The following is a 15,427-nucleotide window of genomic DNA, read 5'->3' as shown; positions in this document are numbered from 1 at the left end:
AATACTTGTTTTTGGTTTTTACTGCTTATGGCTTTTGTTGTTTCGCTTTGTTTTTCTTGTGTTTTGGTTGCTTGCTGTTTGCTCTTTAATTAAAGTTAGTGCTTTCTTGTTTGCTGTTTTAAATTCTTATGCTTTAATGTTTGAGTTTTGCTTTTGGTGTTTTTGGTGGGTCTGAGCTGATTGTAATTGAATGCGTTTGGATTTGAAAACTCCGTTCCCATCAAGTATTGATGTTTAAAGCCTTATTTTTATAGTTTGAAGTTTTATCTTATAGTGAAAATCATAAGGGGGTGGGGGTTATTTTGCGATACCCTAAATCTTAAAACGCTTCAAAAGTTATCGTTTGATTGGAGTCAAGTTGTTTTATAGCCAGTGCTTCATTAAAACAGAATTAAAAACAAACCATAGCCCACCAAGCAAAGAGCTAACACCCAATAGAGGAAAAGGCTAGGCGAACGCATGGCAGATAAGAATTGCGTTAATTGGCAAGTTTGATGAGTAGGAAACACTTCAAATAACCTTGCATCGGTTTTAAGTCGGTTTTTTATCAGCCATCGGTATTGCTTCCTGAATGACCTTTCTCGCATGAGATAATAAGCGTCTAAAAGATAAAAACATAGAAGTAGCACCCCTAAAACACATAACCCATAAAAATTAGAAATCGCTTCTACTTTAAGGGATAAAACCCCAACTACAAGAGCGAGAGTCCATTTTTTGCACTCTAAAGAATTTTGCGCCATTCTGTTGATAACGCCTTGCAAGATCTTAAGCTCTTCTATAAGGATTTTTGCTCTGTCTTTTGGGGTGCTATTGTCCATATTTGCCTGATTATCTGTTAAAGTTGAAAGTCCAAGAGCCTTTGTTGGTCTGTATTTCTACTTCTATAATATTGCACCCTTGAGAAGTGCCCTTTAAACTTTCTCCAAATTTAAGGGTTTGATGCTCCATCATCACACCTTTTTGCTTTAACTGAGAAATTCTATTTTCTATGTTTGCCACCCTTTCCTTTTGACCAAATTCTTTATAAACGCTTGCCATATCTTTAAAATCCTGTATAGAGATTGGAGTAACTAGACCTAGAGTCTCTTCTGAAACAAAATTAACAGCACAATTACCCCGATTAAGCTTCACGCCTTGAATAGTAACGCTATCCACTCTAGAGCTGATTGAAAACCCTCCATTGCTATTCACGCTCATCTCAATCGGCGATTCACCATTCCCACAGCCCACTAAATACAGCACCAAACAGCTCGCACCTAGTAATTTTTGATAAGTTTTAAAAAACATGCTTGTTCCTATGAATTGATTTGTTGCGATAGTTTTTTAAGGGTTATAGTCTCAAAACTTTCTAAAAATGGCGATATATCATGAAAAACTTGCATGCTTTCCATCATTGGAATTGGGCGGCTCTCACTAATAGAATGAGCGATCTTTAATTCTTCATAAATCCATGCAGAATAAGTGATTTGTGATAGCCCTTGATTGGAAACGCTGTTCTTACTTTGTAAAAACACGAAATAGGGGCATTTTTTGATCATATATTCTAAAGACTCCCTGAGAATGAGCGTGAAAGCGTCTTTAATCCTACTTATATCATCGTATTTTGCTAATTTGTTTAAAGCATCGTCTTTATAATCCCAAAAAAGCGAATCGATAAACACTTTGCGTTTTGTTTGGTTTTCTAAATAGTTTTTAACCTCTAAAGCCTTATTCCTATCCGCATGCGAGTGCGATAGGAACACTTGAACGGTTTTTAGCTGCGGTTTGAACGGGCTAAAAAAGGCTTCCTGTAACTCTCTATGATTTTGCCATGTTTTTTAAGAATATTTCTAATTTTTTGGGCAATGTGATCGAGTTCAAAAATGGGCAACATGGAAAAATCATTGCTGTTTCTAGTAAGATTATAGAAAAATAAATCCCCATCTATATTATCTGCATCAATAATATAAGTTTCCAAATATTTTTGCCTTTTATTTAAGTTCCCTTTAAAATCCTTTGATTATAGTAGACTTAGACTTAGCTTAAGAGTGCTTGAATTTTGGGGTGTTGGGGGTCGTTAAAATGGCTAAAAACCACCGCTAAAAAAAGCCTTTTTGCAAACAAAAAAGGGCGTATAAATTTACAATGACCTTAAAAAGTGCAAAAACAACAAAGGTAATCTAAAAAACCTCTCCGCATGCCTTTTTGTCTTTATGGAGTAAGCATGCTTTTTGCAATTTTATGAAGCGTTTTTTCCTTTCTTCTTCAGTCATATTGTCAGGCTTTTCAATAGGGTATGAAAGAGGGTGCGAAAGCTTTGAAGTGGGGGTGAATTGGGGCGCATACCCTAGTTTATTGACTGCATAAAAGCCTAAAGCAGCGATTAAAATAAAAATCCAATCTGTTTTTCTGATCTTGGGGCAAAATTTACACGCCATGATTTAATCCTTAAAACATTTGAAGTATAATACACTCTTATGGTCAAATATTAAGTTTAGGAAAAGCTGCATGTGGAGTTTCATTCAAAAAATCTTTAAGGCTTTAATCATCGTGCCTTTAGATTTTATCACGAAGTATTTCAAGTCGTTTGTGCTGTTATTGATTGTATTAGTCTTTTTTAGCGCTAAAGAAAGCACGCCAAGCGCCCCGCCCAATCTCGCTAAACTCTATTTGAATGGGGCGATTTTTAGCACAGAGGATTTTGACAAAGAAGTGGATAAAATCTTAAAAACCCCTAGCATTAAGGGCGTTTTACTTTTGATTGACTCTCCTGGTGGGGCGGTGTCAGCGAGCGTGGAATTGAGCGAAAAAATCGCTGATTTGAAGCAAAAAATGCCCGTTTTAGCGTATGCGAGGGGGGTTATGGCGAGCGGGAGCTATTATGCGGGCATGCAAGCGAGCGAAGTTTATGCCTCTAAAGCGAGTTTGATAGGATCCATTGGGGTGATTTTTTCGGGCGCGAATGTGGAAAATTTGCTCAATAAAGTCGGCGTAGCCACTCAAGGCGTGCATGCGGGCGAATATAAAGAAATAGGCACTTTTACTAGAGCATGGAAACCCAACGAAAAAGATTTTTTGCAAAATTTAGTCAATGAGCAATACCAAATGTTTGTGAATGATGTCGCAAAAGCCAGGAAATTAGACGCTAAGGATTATAAGGATTTTGCTGAAGGGAAGGTCTTTAGCGCTCAAAAGGCTCTAAAATTAAAACTCATTGATAAAATCAGCACGATTAAGCAAGCCCAAAATCGTTTAATGGAATTGAGTAAGGTTAAAAAAGCTTATTGGCTGGAAAAAAGCCCTATGGAGCGCTTCATTGAAAAAGCCACGCAATCAGCCACAAATATCATCACGCAAGCCTTTGGCTATCAATTATTAATGAGATAAAGATGTTAGAATTTATTTTAAAAATTCAAGCTAGAGACTCTAAAGGCTTGGTGAGCGCAATAAGCACCACGATCGCTAACAAGGGCTATAACATCGTCAAAAACGATGAATTTGTTGATCCCTTAAAACAACGCTTTTTCATGCGGCTAAAAATCCAAAAAGAAATGAAGCCCTTGAATACTGAAATTAAAGAGCAAGAAGAGCGATCCTTAAAAACCGCTCTTTTTAAAGCCCTAGAAAACTTTAGCGAACTATTGATTGAAGTCGTTTTAACGCATAAAAAAAACATCATTCTGCTCGCTACTAAAGAGAGCCATTGCTTAGGGGATTTGCTTTTAAGGGTGTATGGAGGGGAATTGAACGCTCAAATTTTAGGCGTTATTTCCAATTACGAGATCTTACGCCCTTTAGTGGAAAAATTTGACATCCCTTATTTTCATGCGCCTTGCGATAATCAAGCTTTGCATGAAAAAGAGGTTTTAGCGATCATTAAAAACCTGGAATTAAAACACAAAGTGAGCGTGGATTTGCTCGTTTTAGCCAAATACATGCGCATTTTAAGCCATGATTTTACGAAGCGCTATGAAAATCAGATCTTAAATATCCATCATAGTTTCTTGCCCGCATTCATCGGGGCCAACCCTTACCAGCAAGCGTTTGAAAGGGGCGTGAAAGTCATCGGGGCCACGGCGCATTTTGTGAATGAAAGCCTTGATGCTGGGCCAATTATTTTACAAGACACTCTGCCCATTAACCACAATTACAGCGTGGAAAAAATGCGCCTAGCGGGTAAGGATATAGAAAAACTGGTTTTGGCTAGGGCTTTAAAACTCGTTTTAGAAGATCGGGTGTTTGTGCATGAAAACAAAACGGTGGTGTTTTGAATGCTTTTAGATTTCAGCAACCTCAATGAAGAACCCTTAAAAAGCCAAATCAAAGCCGAGTTCTTTAAGGATAAAAAATTCCTTTATAGCGGGGATAAAATAGATTTCATGCTAAGCTATAAGCACCCTAACGCCATCTTGCCCATTTTATGGGGCGAAGCTAAAAGAGGCAAATTTGACGATTTGGACAAAGCTTTCACGCAACTTCTTTTAACCATAGGCAAGTACAGGCTTTATACCCACCACACGCCACCTTATTTGTGCGCTTTTAACGCTTTGAGAATGGAATTTATCGCCTTTGATGACACGATTACAAGCTTTTTTTATACAAGCGGTATAGATTTTTCTATCACCCCAAGCAACCACAACACAGAAGGTTTTAAACACGCTTTAGAGGCGTTTAAAGCCATGTGTAAATTCCATAAATTGGTTTTTGACTTTAAAACCCAAAGCCAAGAATGCAAAGAATTTATTGAAAATAATTTAAACTTTAGCCATTTACCCAACAAAATCCAAATTGATAAAAACAATTTCTTTACGATCTATCAAAAGTGGTTCGAAGCTGTCAAACCCACCATTAAAATAGATTGGGAGCTAGCTAAAGCCGAAGGGATTTTAGATGCAGACTATTATTTAGCGGATTTGCTCAGCGATGGCGATAAAACCATTATTGAGAAATTACGCACGATTTTAAGATCTAGCCACTATGAATTGAAATGGGGTTCGAATGCACTGAATAAATTGGGGTTAGAGGGAATTACGAAAGTTGATTTCACAGATAACCAACAAGCCCATCAAGAATTTTGGAGCGTTTATGAAAGGCCTCCTAAATTAGAATTTCAAGCCTCTATTTTAGAGCGGCGCGATTTGTTAGTGCCAAGCGATGTGAGAGAAAGAAAAGGGGCGTTTTTTACCCCTAAAATCTGGGTAGAAAAGAGTCAAGAATATTTAGCTAAAGCTTTGGGGCAAGATTATCAAGAAGATTATATCATTTGGGATTGCGCTGGGGGGACTGGGAATTTGCTTAGGGGCTTATTGAATAAGGCTAATTTGTATCTATCCACTTTAGATCATAACGATGTGGCAATCGTTAAAGATCTGGTTGTAAAAAACCACTTGAAATTACTAGAAAATCATGTTTTCCAATTTGACTTTTTAAACGATAATTTTTTCAGCGATAAAACGCCAAAAAGCTTGCAAGAAATCTTAAAAGACCAAGAGAAACGAAAAAAACTCATCATTTACATTAACCCGCCTTATGCGGAAGCGACTTCGGCTAAAACGCCTAGCGGTACAGGGAAGAATAAAGATTTAGTGGCTAGGGGCAATCTTATTTGCGAAAAGTATAAAGATGAATTAAATAAAGCCAATAACGAACTTTTCGCTCAATTTTTCATGCGCATTTATAAGGAATTGAACGGCTGCATCATGGCGAGTTTCTCAACGCTCAAATACCTTAATTCCAGCAACTTTAAAAAATTCAGAGAAGTCTTTAAAGCCAAATTTTTAGAGGGGTTTATGGTGCCTGCAGATAGCTTTGATAACGTGAAAGGGCAATTCCCTATCGGCTTTTTGGTGTGGGATACCGCTACCCCCCCCCCCCCTTAAAACCAGCCAACGCGCTCAATTTAGAAGTGTTTGACTCGAGTGGCGGATTTTTGGGGTATAAAACTTTTAAGCCGATAGTGGATAAGGTTAAAAACATAAATCAATATTTAAAGCAATACAATATAAATAATTCTAATGTTTTAGGGTTTATTGATTGCGCTGGCGTGGATTTTCAAAACAATAATTTTGTTAATCTAGCAAATAACAAAAATTTTAAACGCAACATTACTTTTTTTGGTTTAACTCTCACAAACCTTTTAATCGGCGCGATCTATTTCTCCATCCGCCATTGCATTAAAGCCACATGGCAAAACGACAGGGATCAATTCTATGCTCCCTATGACGATGCGTTCCAAGACGACAGCGAGTTTAAAAACAATTGTTTGATTTTCATGCTTTTTCACACCCAAAACCGCATCACTACCACTCAAGGGACTAACCATTTTATCCCCTTTAGCGAAATTAAAGTTGAGTCTAAAGAAAGATATACTAGCCACGCTTTATTAGACTTTTTAAAAGGCGGGATAAAAGAGGAGAGTGATGGCTTCTTTTTAAACGACAAAAAAGAAAACAAGCCCCTGAAATTCAGCCCGAGCGCTTCAAGGGTGTTTGACGCTGGCAGAGAAATTTATCGCTATTATCATACACAAGATTTCATAAACCGCCCCTATAACGCTAATGTGAGCTTGTATGACATCAAAGAATTTTTTCAAGGCCGCAACATGCAAGGCAAATTAAATTCACCCGCTAAAGCTAAAGATGAATATTACAAACAGCTTTACGCTAACTTGCAAGACGCCCTAAAAGATCTCGCCAAAGAAATACAGCCTAAAGTCTATGAATACGGGTTTTTAAGGGAGTAGTTTTTAAGACAAATAATCAAAAAGCTAAAGCAAGCGGTATTTTTTAAAAGCACTCTATGAGGGGATTTAGTTTTATAAGGGGGAGAATTATTTCTACTCTCTTAAAAAAATCAGTTTTATAACAAAATGACCAACGCCCCAAAGTCAAGGACAAACCCGCTTTTCACAAGGAAACCCCTAAAGCTTAAAAGCTTAAGGGAACGCTCTTGGAAAAATCAGCGTTTCACAGAAACGATTACTTTAAGCCCCAAAAAAGCAAACTCAAAGTATAATGATCTCCAAGGGCGTTTGTTATGTGTCTTAGGCATAACATGCTCCTTACAAGGTGGTTTGCCCCATATCGCAACTATGGGGCGTGATGGAATCCTACAACAAACCCCCTTAAAACACCCCTAGATCGCACCAGATACGCATGGCAAAGTTTTAACGCCCCATTATGACCACTCAATTAATAAAGCTTATCTTTATTGGATAGAAAACAGAGCCATTTGTCAAGCATCAAAAAGAGAGATTTTAAAAGTTTAAAAATCTAATGGAGTTAGAAAGGCTAGTTTAAATGGATAAATTTACTAGATTAAAAGAAAGAGTTAAAAGCTAGGAGTAGCCCTAAGGCCGCCCCCACAAACGCCCCAATCAATATTGTTGTTGTTGTTGGTGTGCTTGTTGTTGTTGCTGTTGTTGAGCTTGTTGCTCTGCTTGTTGTTCAGCGTGTTGTTGCGCATTATGGTGATGGTGTTCGCCGCCATAGTAATGGTGGTGGTGTGCATGATGATGGTGGTGGTGTTGGCTGTTAGCCTGTTGTTGTTGTTCATGGTGTGCCATGATGACTCCTTTAATTGAAATTTAAATTCTAGCTCATTGACTAGGATTTCATTTTATAATGCGAAATCTAACCAATTATTAACGAAAAAGATTTTAATACTAATTTTTAATACGAGCGCTCATTTAAGCGCTTCTGTTGTCAAAACTACCAACATCTTTGAATGAAAAAAGCTATAATAAAGAAGTTGCATTAAAAAGGAAAGACAAATCCCCTTTTTAAGGTATAATATGAGGAGTTTTAGAAGCGCTTCTTATGGTAGTAGCTAAAAAGTCTTTAGGACAGCATTTTTTAACGGACGAGTCGTTTTTAGACAGAATTGTTGGTGCTTTGCCCCCCTTAAACCCATTGAAATTAATTGAAATTGGCGTGGGGCTAGGGGATTTGACTCTTAAGTTGTTGGATCGCTATCCTTTAAAGACTTATGAGATAGACAGCAACTTGTGCGAAAAAATGCGATCAAAACTAAAGGTGCAAAAAAAGCCTTTTGGGTTAGAATTAGTGGAAAAAGACGCTCTTTTTTTAAAAGAAGAAGAGCCTTATTTTTTGATCTCTAATTTGCCTTATTATATCGCTACCAGGCTTGTTTTAAACGCGCTCAAAGACCCTAAATGCAGGGGCTTATTGGTGATGACACAAAAGGAAGTGGCGCTCAAATTTTGCGCTAAAGATTCACAGAACGCCTTAAGCGTTTTAACTCAAGCAATAGGGAACGCTACCCTTTTGTTTGATGTGCCGCCTAGCGCGTTTAGCCCGCCTCCAAAGGTGTTTTCTAGCGTGTTTGAAGTGATTAAAGAGCCGCTGAGAGAAAAGGCGTTAGCTTCATTACTCCAAGCGCCATTTTTTGAAGAAGCCCTACAAAAAGGGTTTGAAACATTAGAAGATTTTTTGAAAGCTTGTTTCTCATCTCCTAGGAAGACGCTTTCAAACAATCTTAAAAAAAGCGTTTCTTATAGAGAAAAGCTTGATAAGGTGTTAGATTTTTTAGCGTTAGAAAACCAACCAACAAGCGTGAGGGCGTCTGAGGTAAAAGATTATCTCAAGCTCTTAGAATACCTTTTAAAAGGCTAAGGCCTTTTTAAAAAATTGAAATAAAGGAATAATCGTTATGACCGATAACAACCATTACGAAAATCATGAAAACCATGAAAACAGCAGTGAAAATTCAAAAGCTGATGAGATGCGAGCCGGAGCGTTTGAGCGCTTCACCAATCGCAAAAAGCGTTTCAGAGAAAACGCACAAAAAAACGCAGAGTCTTCACACCATGAAGCGCCTTCGCACCATAAAAAAGAGCGCCACCCCAACAAAAAACCAAACCATCACCACAAAGCCAAACACACCCCCCAAAAGACTAGAAATTACGCTCAAGAAGAGCTAGATAGCAATAAAGTAGAGGGCGTTACGGAAATTTTGCATGTGAATGAGAGAGGGACTTTAGGCTTTCATAAGGAGCTTAAAAAGGGCGTTGAAGCGAATAACAAGATCCAAGTGGAGCATCTAAACCCGCATTATAAGATGAATCTAAACTCTAAAGCGAGCGTTAAAATCACGCCTTTAGGGGGCTTGGGCGAGATTGGGGGGAACATGATGGTCATTGAAACCCCAAAAAGCGCGATCGTGATTGATGCGGGCATGAGCTTCCCTAAAGAAGGGCTTTTTGGCGTGGATATTTTAATCCCGGATTTTTCCTACTTGCACCAAATCAAGGACAAAATCGCTGGCATTATCATCACCCATGCCCATGAAGATCACATAGGGGCCACGCCTTATTTGTTTAAAGAGTTGCAATTCCCCCTTTATGGCACGCCCTTGAGTTTGGGGCTGATTGGGAGCAAGTTTGATGAACATGGTTTGAAAAAATACCGCTCGTATTTTAAAATCGTAGAAAAGCGTTGTCCCATTAGCGTGGGCGAATTTATCATTGAATGGATCCACATCACGCATTCCATTATTGACAGCAGCGCTTTAGCGATCCAAACTAAAGCCGGGACGATCATTCATACCGGCGATTTTAAAATCGATCACACCCCGGTGGATAATCTGCCCACTGACTTGTATCGTTTGGCGCACTATGGCGAAAAGGGGGTGATGCTTCTTTTAAGCGATTCCACTAACTCTCATAAATCTGGGACCACACCGAGTGAAAGCACCATAGCACCGGCTTTTGATACCCTTTTTAAAGAAGCGCAAGGGAGGGTGATTATGAGCACGTTCTCTAGCAATATCCACCGGGTCTATCAAGCCATACAATACGGCATTAAATACAACCGCAAGATCGCTGTGATCGGGCGCTCTATGGAAAAAAACCTAGACATCGCCAGAGAATTAGGCTATATCCATTTGCCTTATCAATCTTTTATTGAAGCCAATGAAGTCGCTAAATACCCGGATAATGAAGTCTTAATCGTAACGACCGGCTCACAAGGCGAAACCATGAGCGCGCTTTATCGCATGGCGACTGATGAACACCGCCACATTTCTATCAAACCCAACGATTTAGTCATCATCTCCGCTAAAGCCATTCCTGGCAATGAAGCGAGCGTTTCAGCGGTATTGAATTTTTTAATCAAAAAAGAAGCTAAAGTGGCTTATCAAGAATTTGACAATATCCATGTGAGCGGGCATGCCGCCCAAGAAGAGCAAAAGCTCATGTTAAGACTCATTAAGCCTAAGTTTTTCTTACCCGTGCATGGGGAATATAACCATGTCGCACGCCACAAGCAAACCGCTATTGCTTGCGGGGTGCCTGAAAAAAATATCTATTTAATGGAAGATGGCGATCAGGTGGAAGTTGGCCCTGCGTTCATTAAAAAAGTCGGCACGATTAAAAGCGGTAAAAGCTATGTGGATAACCAAAGCAATTTGAGTATTGATACAAGCATCGTGCAACAAAGAGAAGAAGTCGCTAGCTTGGGGGTGTTTGTGGCTACAATTTTTGTGAATAAAAACAAACAAGCGCTTTTAGAAAGCTCTCAATTTTCCAGTTTAGGGCTTGTGGGCTTTAAAGATGAAAAGCATTTGATTAAAGAAATTCAAGGGGGCTTAGAGGTGTTATTGAAATCCAGCAACGCCGAAATTTTGAATAACCCTAAAAAATTAGAAGATCACACTCGTAATTTCATCAGAAAAGCGCTCTTTAAAAAGTTTAGAAAATACCCGGCTATCATTTGTCATGCCCATGCTACCTGATTACAACGCTATCGCCACGCAAGTCTTAAAAGATGAAGCGAGCGCGCTTTTAGAAAGCGTTGAACAATTCCAAAAACCCAACGATTTAGAAGCGATTGTCAAGCTCATTTTAAAAAGCCAAGAAAAAGGGGGTAAGCTTGTGATAGTGGGCGTGGGTAAGAGCGCTTTAGTGGCGCAAAAAATCGCTGCTTCTATGCTAAGCACCGGTAACAGGAGTGCGTTTTTACACCCCACAGAAGCCATGCATGGGGATTTGGGCATGGTGGAAAAAAACGATGTGATCTTAATGATTAGCTATGGGGGCGAGTCTTTAGAATTGTTGAATCTGGTGAGCCATTTAAAACGCTTAAGCCATAAAATCATCACTTTCACTAAAAGCCCCACTAGCTCGCTCTCTAAACTCGGCGATTACTATTTGAGCTTGAAAATCAAAAAAGAAGCTTGCCCCATTAACACCGCTCCAACGACTTCTACCACCCTAACTCTAGCCTTAGGCGATGTTTTAATGGCATGCTTGATGCGAGCGAAAAATTTTAGCCAAGAAGATTTTGCTTCCTTTCATCCGGGTGGGCTTTTAGGCAAAAAACTTTTTGTCAAGGTTAAAGACTTACTGCAAACCACGAACCTCCCCTTAATCGCTCCTAGCACAAGTTTTAAAGACGCGCTCATAGAAATGAGTGAAAAACGCTTGGGCAACGCGATTTTAGTCAATGAGGCTAACGAGCTTGTGGGGGTGTTAAGCGATGGCGATGTCCGTAGGGCGTTATTAAAAGGGGTGAGTTTAAAGAGCGAAGTGAGGCATTTTGCCACCTTAAAACCTAAAAGCTTTAAGAATTTAGACGCTCTTCTTTTAGAAGCGTTAGAATTTTTAGAGCACCATAAGATCCAACTTTTAGTGTGCGTAGATGATTGCAATAAGGTTTTAGGGGTCTTGCATTTGCACCAACTTTTAGAATTAGGGCTTAAAGCATGAAAGCGAGTATTTATGATTTCACTTTAGATGAATTGAGCCAGCTTTTAAAACCAAGCTTTAGGGCTAAACAGCTTTATTTGTGGCTCTATGCGAAGTATAAAACAAGCTTTAAAGACATGCAAAATAATTTTTCAAAAGATTTTATCGCTTATTTAGAGCAAGAATTTACTTTGCGCACGATAGAAATCACGCATGTGAGGGAGAGCGTTGATGGCTCTAAAAAATACCTTTTTAAATCTTTAAGAGACAACCACACTTTTGAAGCGGTGTTGTTGAAAATGAAAGATAAAAAGATTGATGAAGAGACAAACGCTATTTTAGAGGGGGAAAAATACACCGTGTGCGTATCTTGTCAAATCGGCTGTCAAGTGGGTTGCACGTTTTGTTTCACTCAAAAAGGCGGTTTTGTAAGGGATCTCAAAGCGAGCGAGATCATCCAGCAAGCCCTACTCATTAAAGAAGACAATAACCTCCCCATTGAAAAAGCGCTCAATATTGTTTTTATGGGAATGGGCGAGCCTTTGAACAATTTAGATGAGGTGTGTAAAGCGATTGAGATTTTCAATACCGGCATGCAAATTTCGCCTAAAAGGATCACGATTTCCACTAGCGGCGTGGCCGATAAAATCCCCATTTTAGCGGGCAAAAATTTAGGCGTGCAATTAGCCATATCCTTACACGCCGTAGATGACAAAACGCGCTCATCTTTAATGCCCTTGAATAAAAAATACAACATTGAATGCGTTTTGAATGAAGTGAGGAAATGGCCTTTAGAGCAGCGCAAAAGAGTGATGTTTGAATACCTTTTGATTAAAGATCTAAACGATAGCCTGGATTGCGCTAAAAAACTTTTAAAACTTTTAAACGGCATTAAATCCAAAGTGAATTTGATTTTATTCAACCCGCATGAAGGCTCTAAGTTTGAACGCCCTAGCTTAGAGAGCGCTAGAATGTTTGCGGATTTTTTAAACTCTAAAGGCTTATTATGCACCATTAGAGAGTCTAAAGCCTTGGATATTGAAGCGGCTTGCGGGCAATTGAGGGAGAAAAAACTCTCTCAGCAAATTTGAAAACTCTTTTTTGTGAGGTTTTGTCTTTTTTCTAATGGGGGGGTGTTGATTTTTCAAAATTTAGGGGATATGGATTAAAAATTAGTGTCAAAATTTCTTTCATTAACAATTAATTAGATTTTATATTGTAGAATGAAATCCTAGCTAGTGAGCTAGAATTTAAATTTTTAATCAAAGGAGTCATCATGGCACACCATGAAGAACAACACGGTGAACACCACCATCACCACCACACACACCACCACCACTATCATGGCGGTGAACACCACCATCACCACCACAGCTCTCATCATGAAGAAGGTTGTTGCAGCACTAGCGATAGTCATCATCAAGAAGAAGGTTGTTGCCACGGGCATCACGAGTAATATCGGTGTGGCTAGGGGCAACTTGACTAGGGTTGTCTCTGGCTTTGACTTTAAGATACAATCATTCCATTCTAACCCATTCTAATCAAACCCATTAAATCCAGTCCAACCACCGCAACACGCTTGATTTTTATTTTTACAAACGCTCATTAATGTTAAAAATACTCATTAATGCCTATAAAAAGTAATTTTTTATCCAATAATATTGTTAAGACTTTTAACAAGCTTCAATGTTTTACAATATTCAAAATATTAAAACAATTTTTCAATCAAGGAAAGGGTATGCAAGTTACTCCCCCCATTTTTTAAAACCCAATAAGAAATTTTTATTTTTGGCTCTGTATTCTGTGTTAGGGTTTAATTTTAGCCACGCTATAGATGAGGGCGCGCTTAATGAACTCGTTGGAAAGAAGGTTCAAGAAGCTTTAGCGAAAGAAAAAGCTAAGGCTAAACATCAAAGAGTGGATAAAAGCGCTTTTTTTGCCGGTCTTGGCTATAGCGGGATGTTTTCATGGAATTTAGCTTATAAAGATAGTTTTGTTTTGCTATCTCACTACTTTAGTGGAAGACTCTTAGAAAGAAAAGATCCCAGCACCATCTTAAACGGCTTTAATTTTAAGGTGGGGTATCAGTATATCGCTCCTGTTAAGATTAAAAAAATGGGTTTTGGCGTTAGGGGAGGGTTCCAATACTCCTATAAAGCGGGCAATTACATGGAAAAAGATAAATACCAACAATACTTATTTGGAGTGATACCCATAGACATAATAAGTCCTGTTTCTTTTTTTAATGGTGGTATGATAACAATGTCAACTTACAGCTTTTTTATGGATTTTTTACACAATGTGTATGAAAATGAGAAGTTTTTCATCGGTTATTTTATAGGGGCTGGGTTAGGGGGTGAGAGCGTAACAGCCAATGTTCTTAAAGATTTTGGTAATATATTAGCGCAATTGATGCAATTTCAGGGCTATGGCTCACTAGGGCTAAGGATGGGCGATAAGCGCCACACGCTAGAATTGAGTGCGAGCATCCATGGCGACGCTCCTAGTTGTTCTTTAAAAAAGCTAAAGAGTTGCGAAAGCGTGAGGTTTTCACAAGCAAAAATCCCTAGGGGCATTTTTGAAAGCTATGTTACTTGGAGCGCGGATTATGTTTGTCGGTTTTAAAAGTTTTTAAAAATTTAATGGCTTTGTTCCAATTGAATAGGGATAACAAAATCTAAAAAATGCTTTAAGCGTTTTTTTTACAATCTAATCATACATAAAGAGCTTACGAAAAGCGAGCGATCGCTTCATGCTTTATGGTTCCAACCCCCATGCGTCTTTAAAAGAAGCGTTTTTAAGCTTTAAATTCAAGCTCCCCTCAATCCATCGGGTATTAGCCCCCTTTTCGTTGTTGTCAAATAAAAACACCCCCAAAAAGCCTCTAGGGGTTTTAATCAGGCTCAATTCCACGCTAGGAAGAACGATCCTGCTGTCAGGTTTGACTTCAAAGGCTAGGAAAAAAGGGCGGTTGTTTTTGAAATCGTAGCCATTTTTGGTGTATGAATAGCCAGGGGCACTCTGCAAGATGCCTTTTTGAGTTTCCACGCTAAAAGAATCCAAGTAATAAAATCCAGGCTCTAGCTTGAACGATTGGACTTTGGCTAAAGCGTAGCGGTTTTTCCATAAAAGCATGAAGCGCTCACTCCCAAGCATGAACAAAGGCCCCCTAGGGTCTTTGAGCTTTGCTTTAGGGTTTTTTTCAAGCGTTTCATTGTGTTTGGCGACAACTCCTCTATCTATTTTGCGCCAATAAGTGCGCACGCTTTGGCCTTGGTGAGCGATATACATATTCACCAAACCAGAATGATGGCCTTTAGGGGGCAAGCAAGAGGCTAATAAAAGAGCGGCTAACAAACTCACAATTTGAAACTTCAAGCAAATTCCTTAAAAAGAGTGGTGGTTTGAATGCTAACATGCTAAAACTAAAACCCTTATAAGTTATGGATAAAAACTTAAAGAATAGGGTAAAATAAACGCATGCGAATAGACAAATTTTTACAATCAGTGGGTTTAGTGAAGCGGCGCGTTTTAGCGACAGATATGTGCAATGTGGGGGCGGTGTGGCTCAATGGGAGTTGCGCTAAGGCCAGTAAAGAAGTGAAAATAGGCGATGCGATTAGCTTGCATTATTTAAAAGGGATAGAAGAATACACGATTTTACAAATCCCCACTTTAAAAAATGTGCCGCGAAAAGACACGCACCTTTATATCGCTCCTAAAACAAAAGAATAAAGATAAAAG

Annotated in this window: 13 protein-coding genes and 4 pseudogenes; 11 read left to right on the top strand and 6 right to left on the bottom strand. The window is 38.9% G+C overall.

Translation table 11 applies throughout. The annotated features are described in order from the left end of the window. Positions 1-380: 380 nt before the first annotated feature. The 4 genes and pseudogenes from FIM66_RS07485 to FIM66_RS07470 form a co-directional block, all read right to left on the bottom strand. A complete protein-coding gene (locus FIM66_RS07485) occupies positions 381-818 on the bottom strand; it encodes a hypothetical protein (RefSeq protein WP_140479497.1) in 438 nt (145 codons plus the stop codon). Positions 819-828: 10 nt separating this feature from the next. Then, positions 829-1,287, bottom strand: coding sequence for a hypothetical protein (locus FIM66_RS07480; RefSeq protein ID WP_140600333.1), 459 nt, complete (start codon positions 1,285-1,287; stop codon positions 829-831). Positions 1,288-1,295: 8 nt separating this feature from the next. Then, positions 1,296-1,957, bottom strand: a pseudogene (locus FIM66_RS07475) (toll/interleukin-1 receptor domain-containing protein). 202 nt (positions 1,958-2,159) lie between these two features. Then, positions 2,160-2,417 (bottom strand): hypothetical protein, encoded by a 258-nt coding sequence (locus FIM66_RS07470; protein WP_140600332.1) that lies wholly within the window; start codon positions 2,415-2,417, stop codon positions 2,160-2,162. A gap of 70 nt (positions 2,418-2,487) precedes the next feature. On the opposite strand from FIM66_RS07470, the gene sppA reads away from it, so the two are divergent. From sppA to FIM66_RS07455, 3 genes and pseudogenes are all read left to right on the top strand, one after another. Next, the gene (gene sppA, locus FIM66_RS07465; protein WP_140600331.1) at positions 2,488-3,366 is read left to right on the top strand and encodes a signal peptide peptidase SppA; all 879 of its coding nucleotides are present in this window, start codon (positions 2,488-2,490) and stop codon (positions 3,364-3,366) included. 2 nt (positions 3,367-3,368) lie between these two features. Next, the gene (gene purU / locus FIM66_RS07460) at positions 3,369-4,250 is read left to right on the top strand and encodes a formyltetrahydrofolate deformylase (protein ID WP_140600330.1); all 882 of its coding nucleotides are present in this window, start codon (positions 3,369-3,371) and stop codon (positions 4,248-4,250) included. Then, a pseudogene (locus tag FIM66_RS07455) lies at positions 4,251-6,721 on the top strand (hypothetical protein). 696 nt (positions 6,722-7,417) lie between these two features. Here the strand turns inward: FIM66_RS07455 and hpnL are convergent. After that, positions 7,418-7,543, bottom strand: a pseudogene (gene hpnL, locus FIM66_RS08380) (nickel-binding protein HpnL); the annotation flags it as partial. 253 nt (positions 7,544-7,796) lie between these two features. Here hpnL and rsmA point away from each other — a divergent pair. The 7 genes and pseudogenes from rsmA (at position 7,797) to FIM66_RS07415 (ending at position 14,308) form a co-directional block, all read left to right on the top strand. Next, on the top strand, positions 7,797-8,612 hold the full coding sequence (gene rsmA / locus FIM66_RS07440; RefSeq protein WP_140548724.1) for a 16S rRNA (adenine(1518)-N(6)/adenine(1519)-N(6))-dimethyltransferase RsmA: 816 nt from the start codon (positions 7,797-7,799) through the stop codon (positions 8,610-8,612). 37 nt (positions 8,613-8,649) lie between these two features. Beyond that, positions 8,650-10,731: a ribonuclease J gene (locus FIM66_RS07435; RefSeq protein ID WP_140548726.1), complete on the top strand. Its 2,082-nt coding sequence runs from the start codon at positions 8,650-8,652 to the stop codon at positions 10,729-10,731. Further along, positions 10,715-11,704: a KpsF/GutQ family sugar-phosphate isomerase gene (locus FIM66_RS07430; protein WP_140500411.1), complete on the top strand. Its 990-nt coding sequence runs from the start codon at positions 10,715-10,717 to the stop codon at positions 11,702-11,704. Before FIM66_RS07435 ends, FIM66_RS07430 begins: the two co-directional genes overlap by 17 nt. Next, complete coding sequence (gene rlmN, locus FIM66_RS07425) at positions 11,701-12,774, top strand: dual-specificity RNA methyltransferase RlmN (protein WP_140600328.1); 1,074 nt, start codon at positions 11,701-11,703, stop codon at positions 12,772-12,774. Before FIM66_RS07430 ends, rlmN begins: the two co-directional genes overlap by 4 nt. Before the next feature lie 185 nt (positions 12,775-12,959). Next, positions 12,960-13,076 (top strand): annotated as a pseudogene (locus FIM66_RS08375) (hypothetical protein); the annotation flags it as partial. Next, positions 13,027-13,224, top strand: coding sequence for a hypothetical protein (locus FIM66_RS08205; RefSeq protein ID WP_225306114.1), 198 nt, complete (start codon positions 13,027-13,029; stop codon positions 13,222-13,224). The pseudogene FIM66_RS08375 and the gene FIM66_RS08205, both read left to right, overlap by 50 nt. A gap of 247 nt (positions 13,225-13,471) precedes the next feature. Further along, positions 13,472-14,308, top strand: coding sequence for an outer membrane beta-barrel protein (locus FIM66_RS07415; RefSeq protein WP_140600335.1), 837 nt, complete (start codon positions 13,472-13,474; stop codon positions 14,306-14,308). A 132-nt stretch (positions 14,309-14,440) separates the two neighbouring features. Here FIM66_RS07415 and FIM66_RS07410 read toward each other — a convergent pair whose 3' ends face one another. Beyond that, positions 14,441-15,061, bottom strand: coding sequence for a hypothetical protein (locus FIM66_RS07410; RefSeq protein WP_140548728.1), 621 nt, complete (start codon positions 15,059-15,061; stop codon positions 14,441-14,443). 102 nt (positions 15,062-15,163) lie between these two features. Between FIM66_RS07410 and FIM66_RS07405 the strand changes: the two genes are divergently transcribed. Continuing rightward, positions 15,164-15,418: an RNA-binding S4 domain-containing protein gene (locus FIM66_RS07405; RefSeq protein WP_001217158.1), complete on the top strand. Its 255-nt coding sequence runs from the start codon at positions 15,164-15,166 to the stop codon at positions 15,416-15,418. Positions 15,419-15,427: the final 9 nt, after the last annotated feature.

The organism is Helicobacter pylori, from assembly GCF_006439795.1.
GTDB lineage: Bacteria > Campylobacterota > Campylobacteria > Campylobacterales > Helicobacteraceae > Helicobacter > Helicobacter pylori_CR.
Note: the sequence above shows the minus strand (reverse complement) of the source record. Positions and strands in the feature narration are given on the sequence as shown.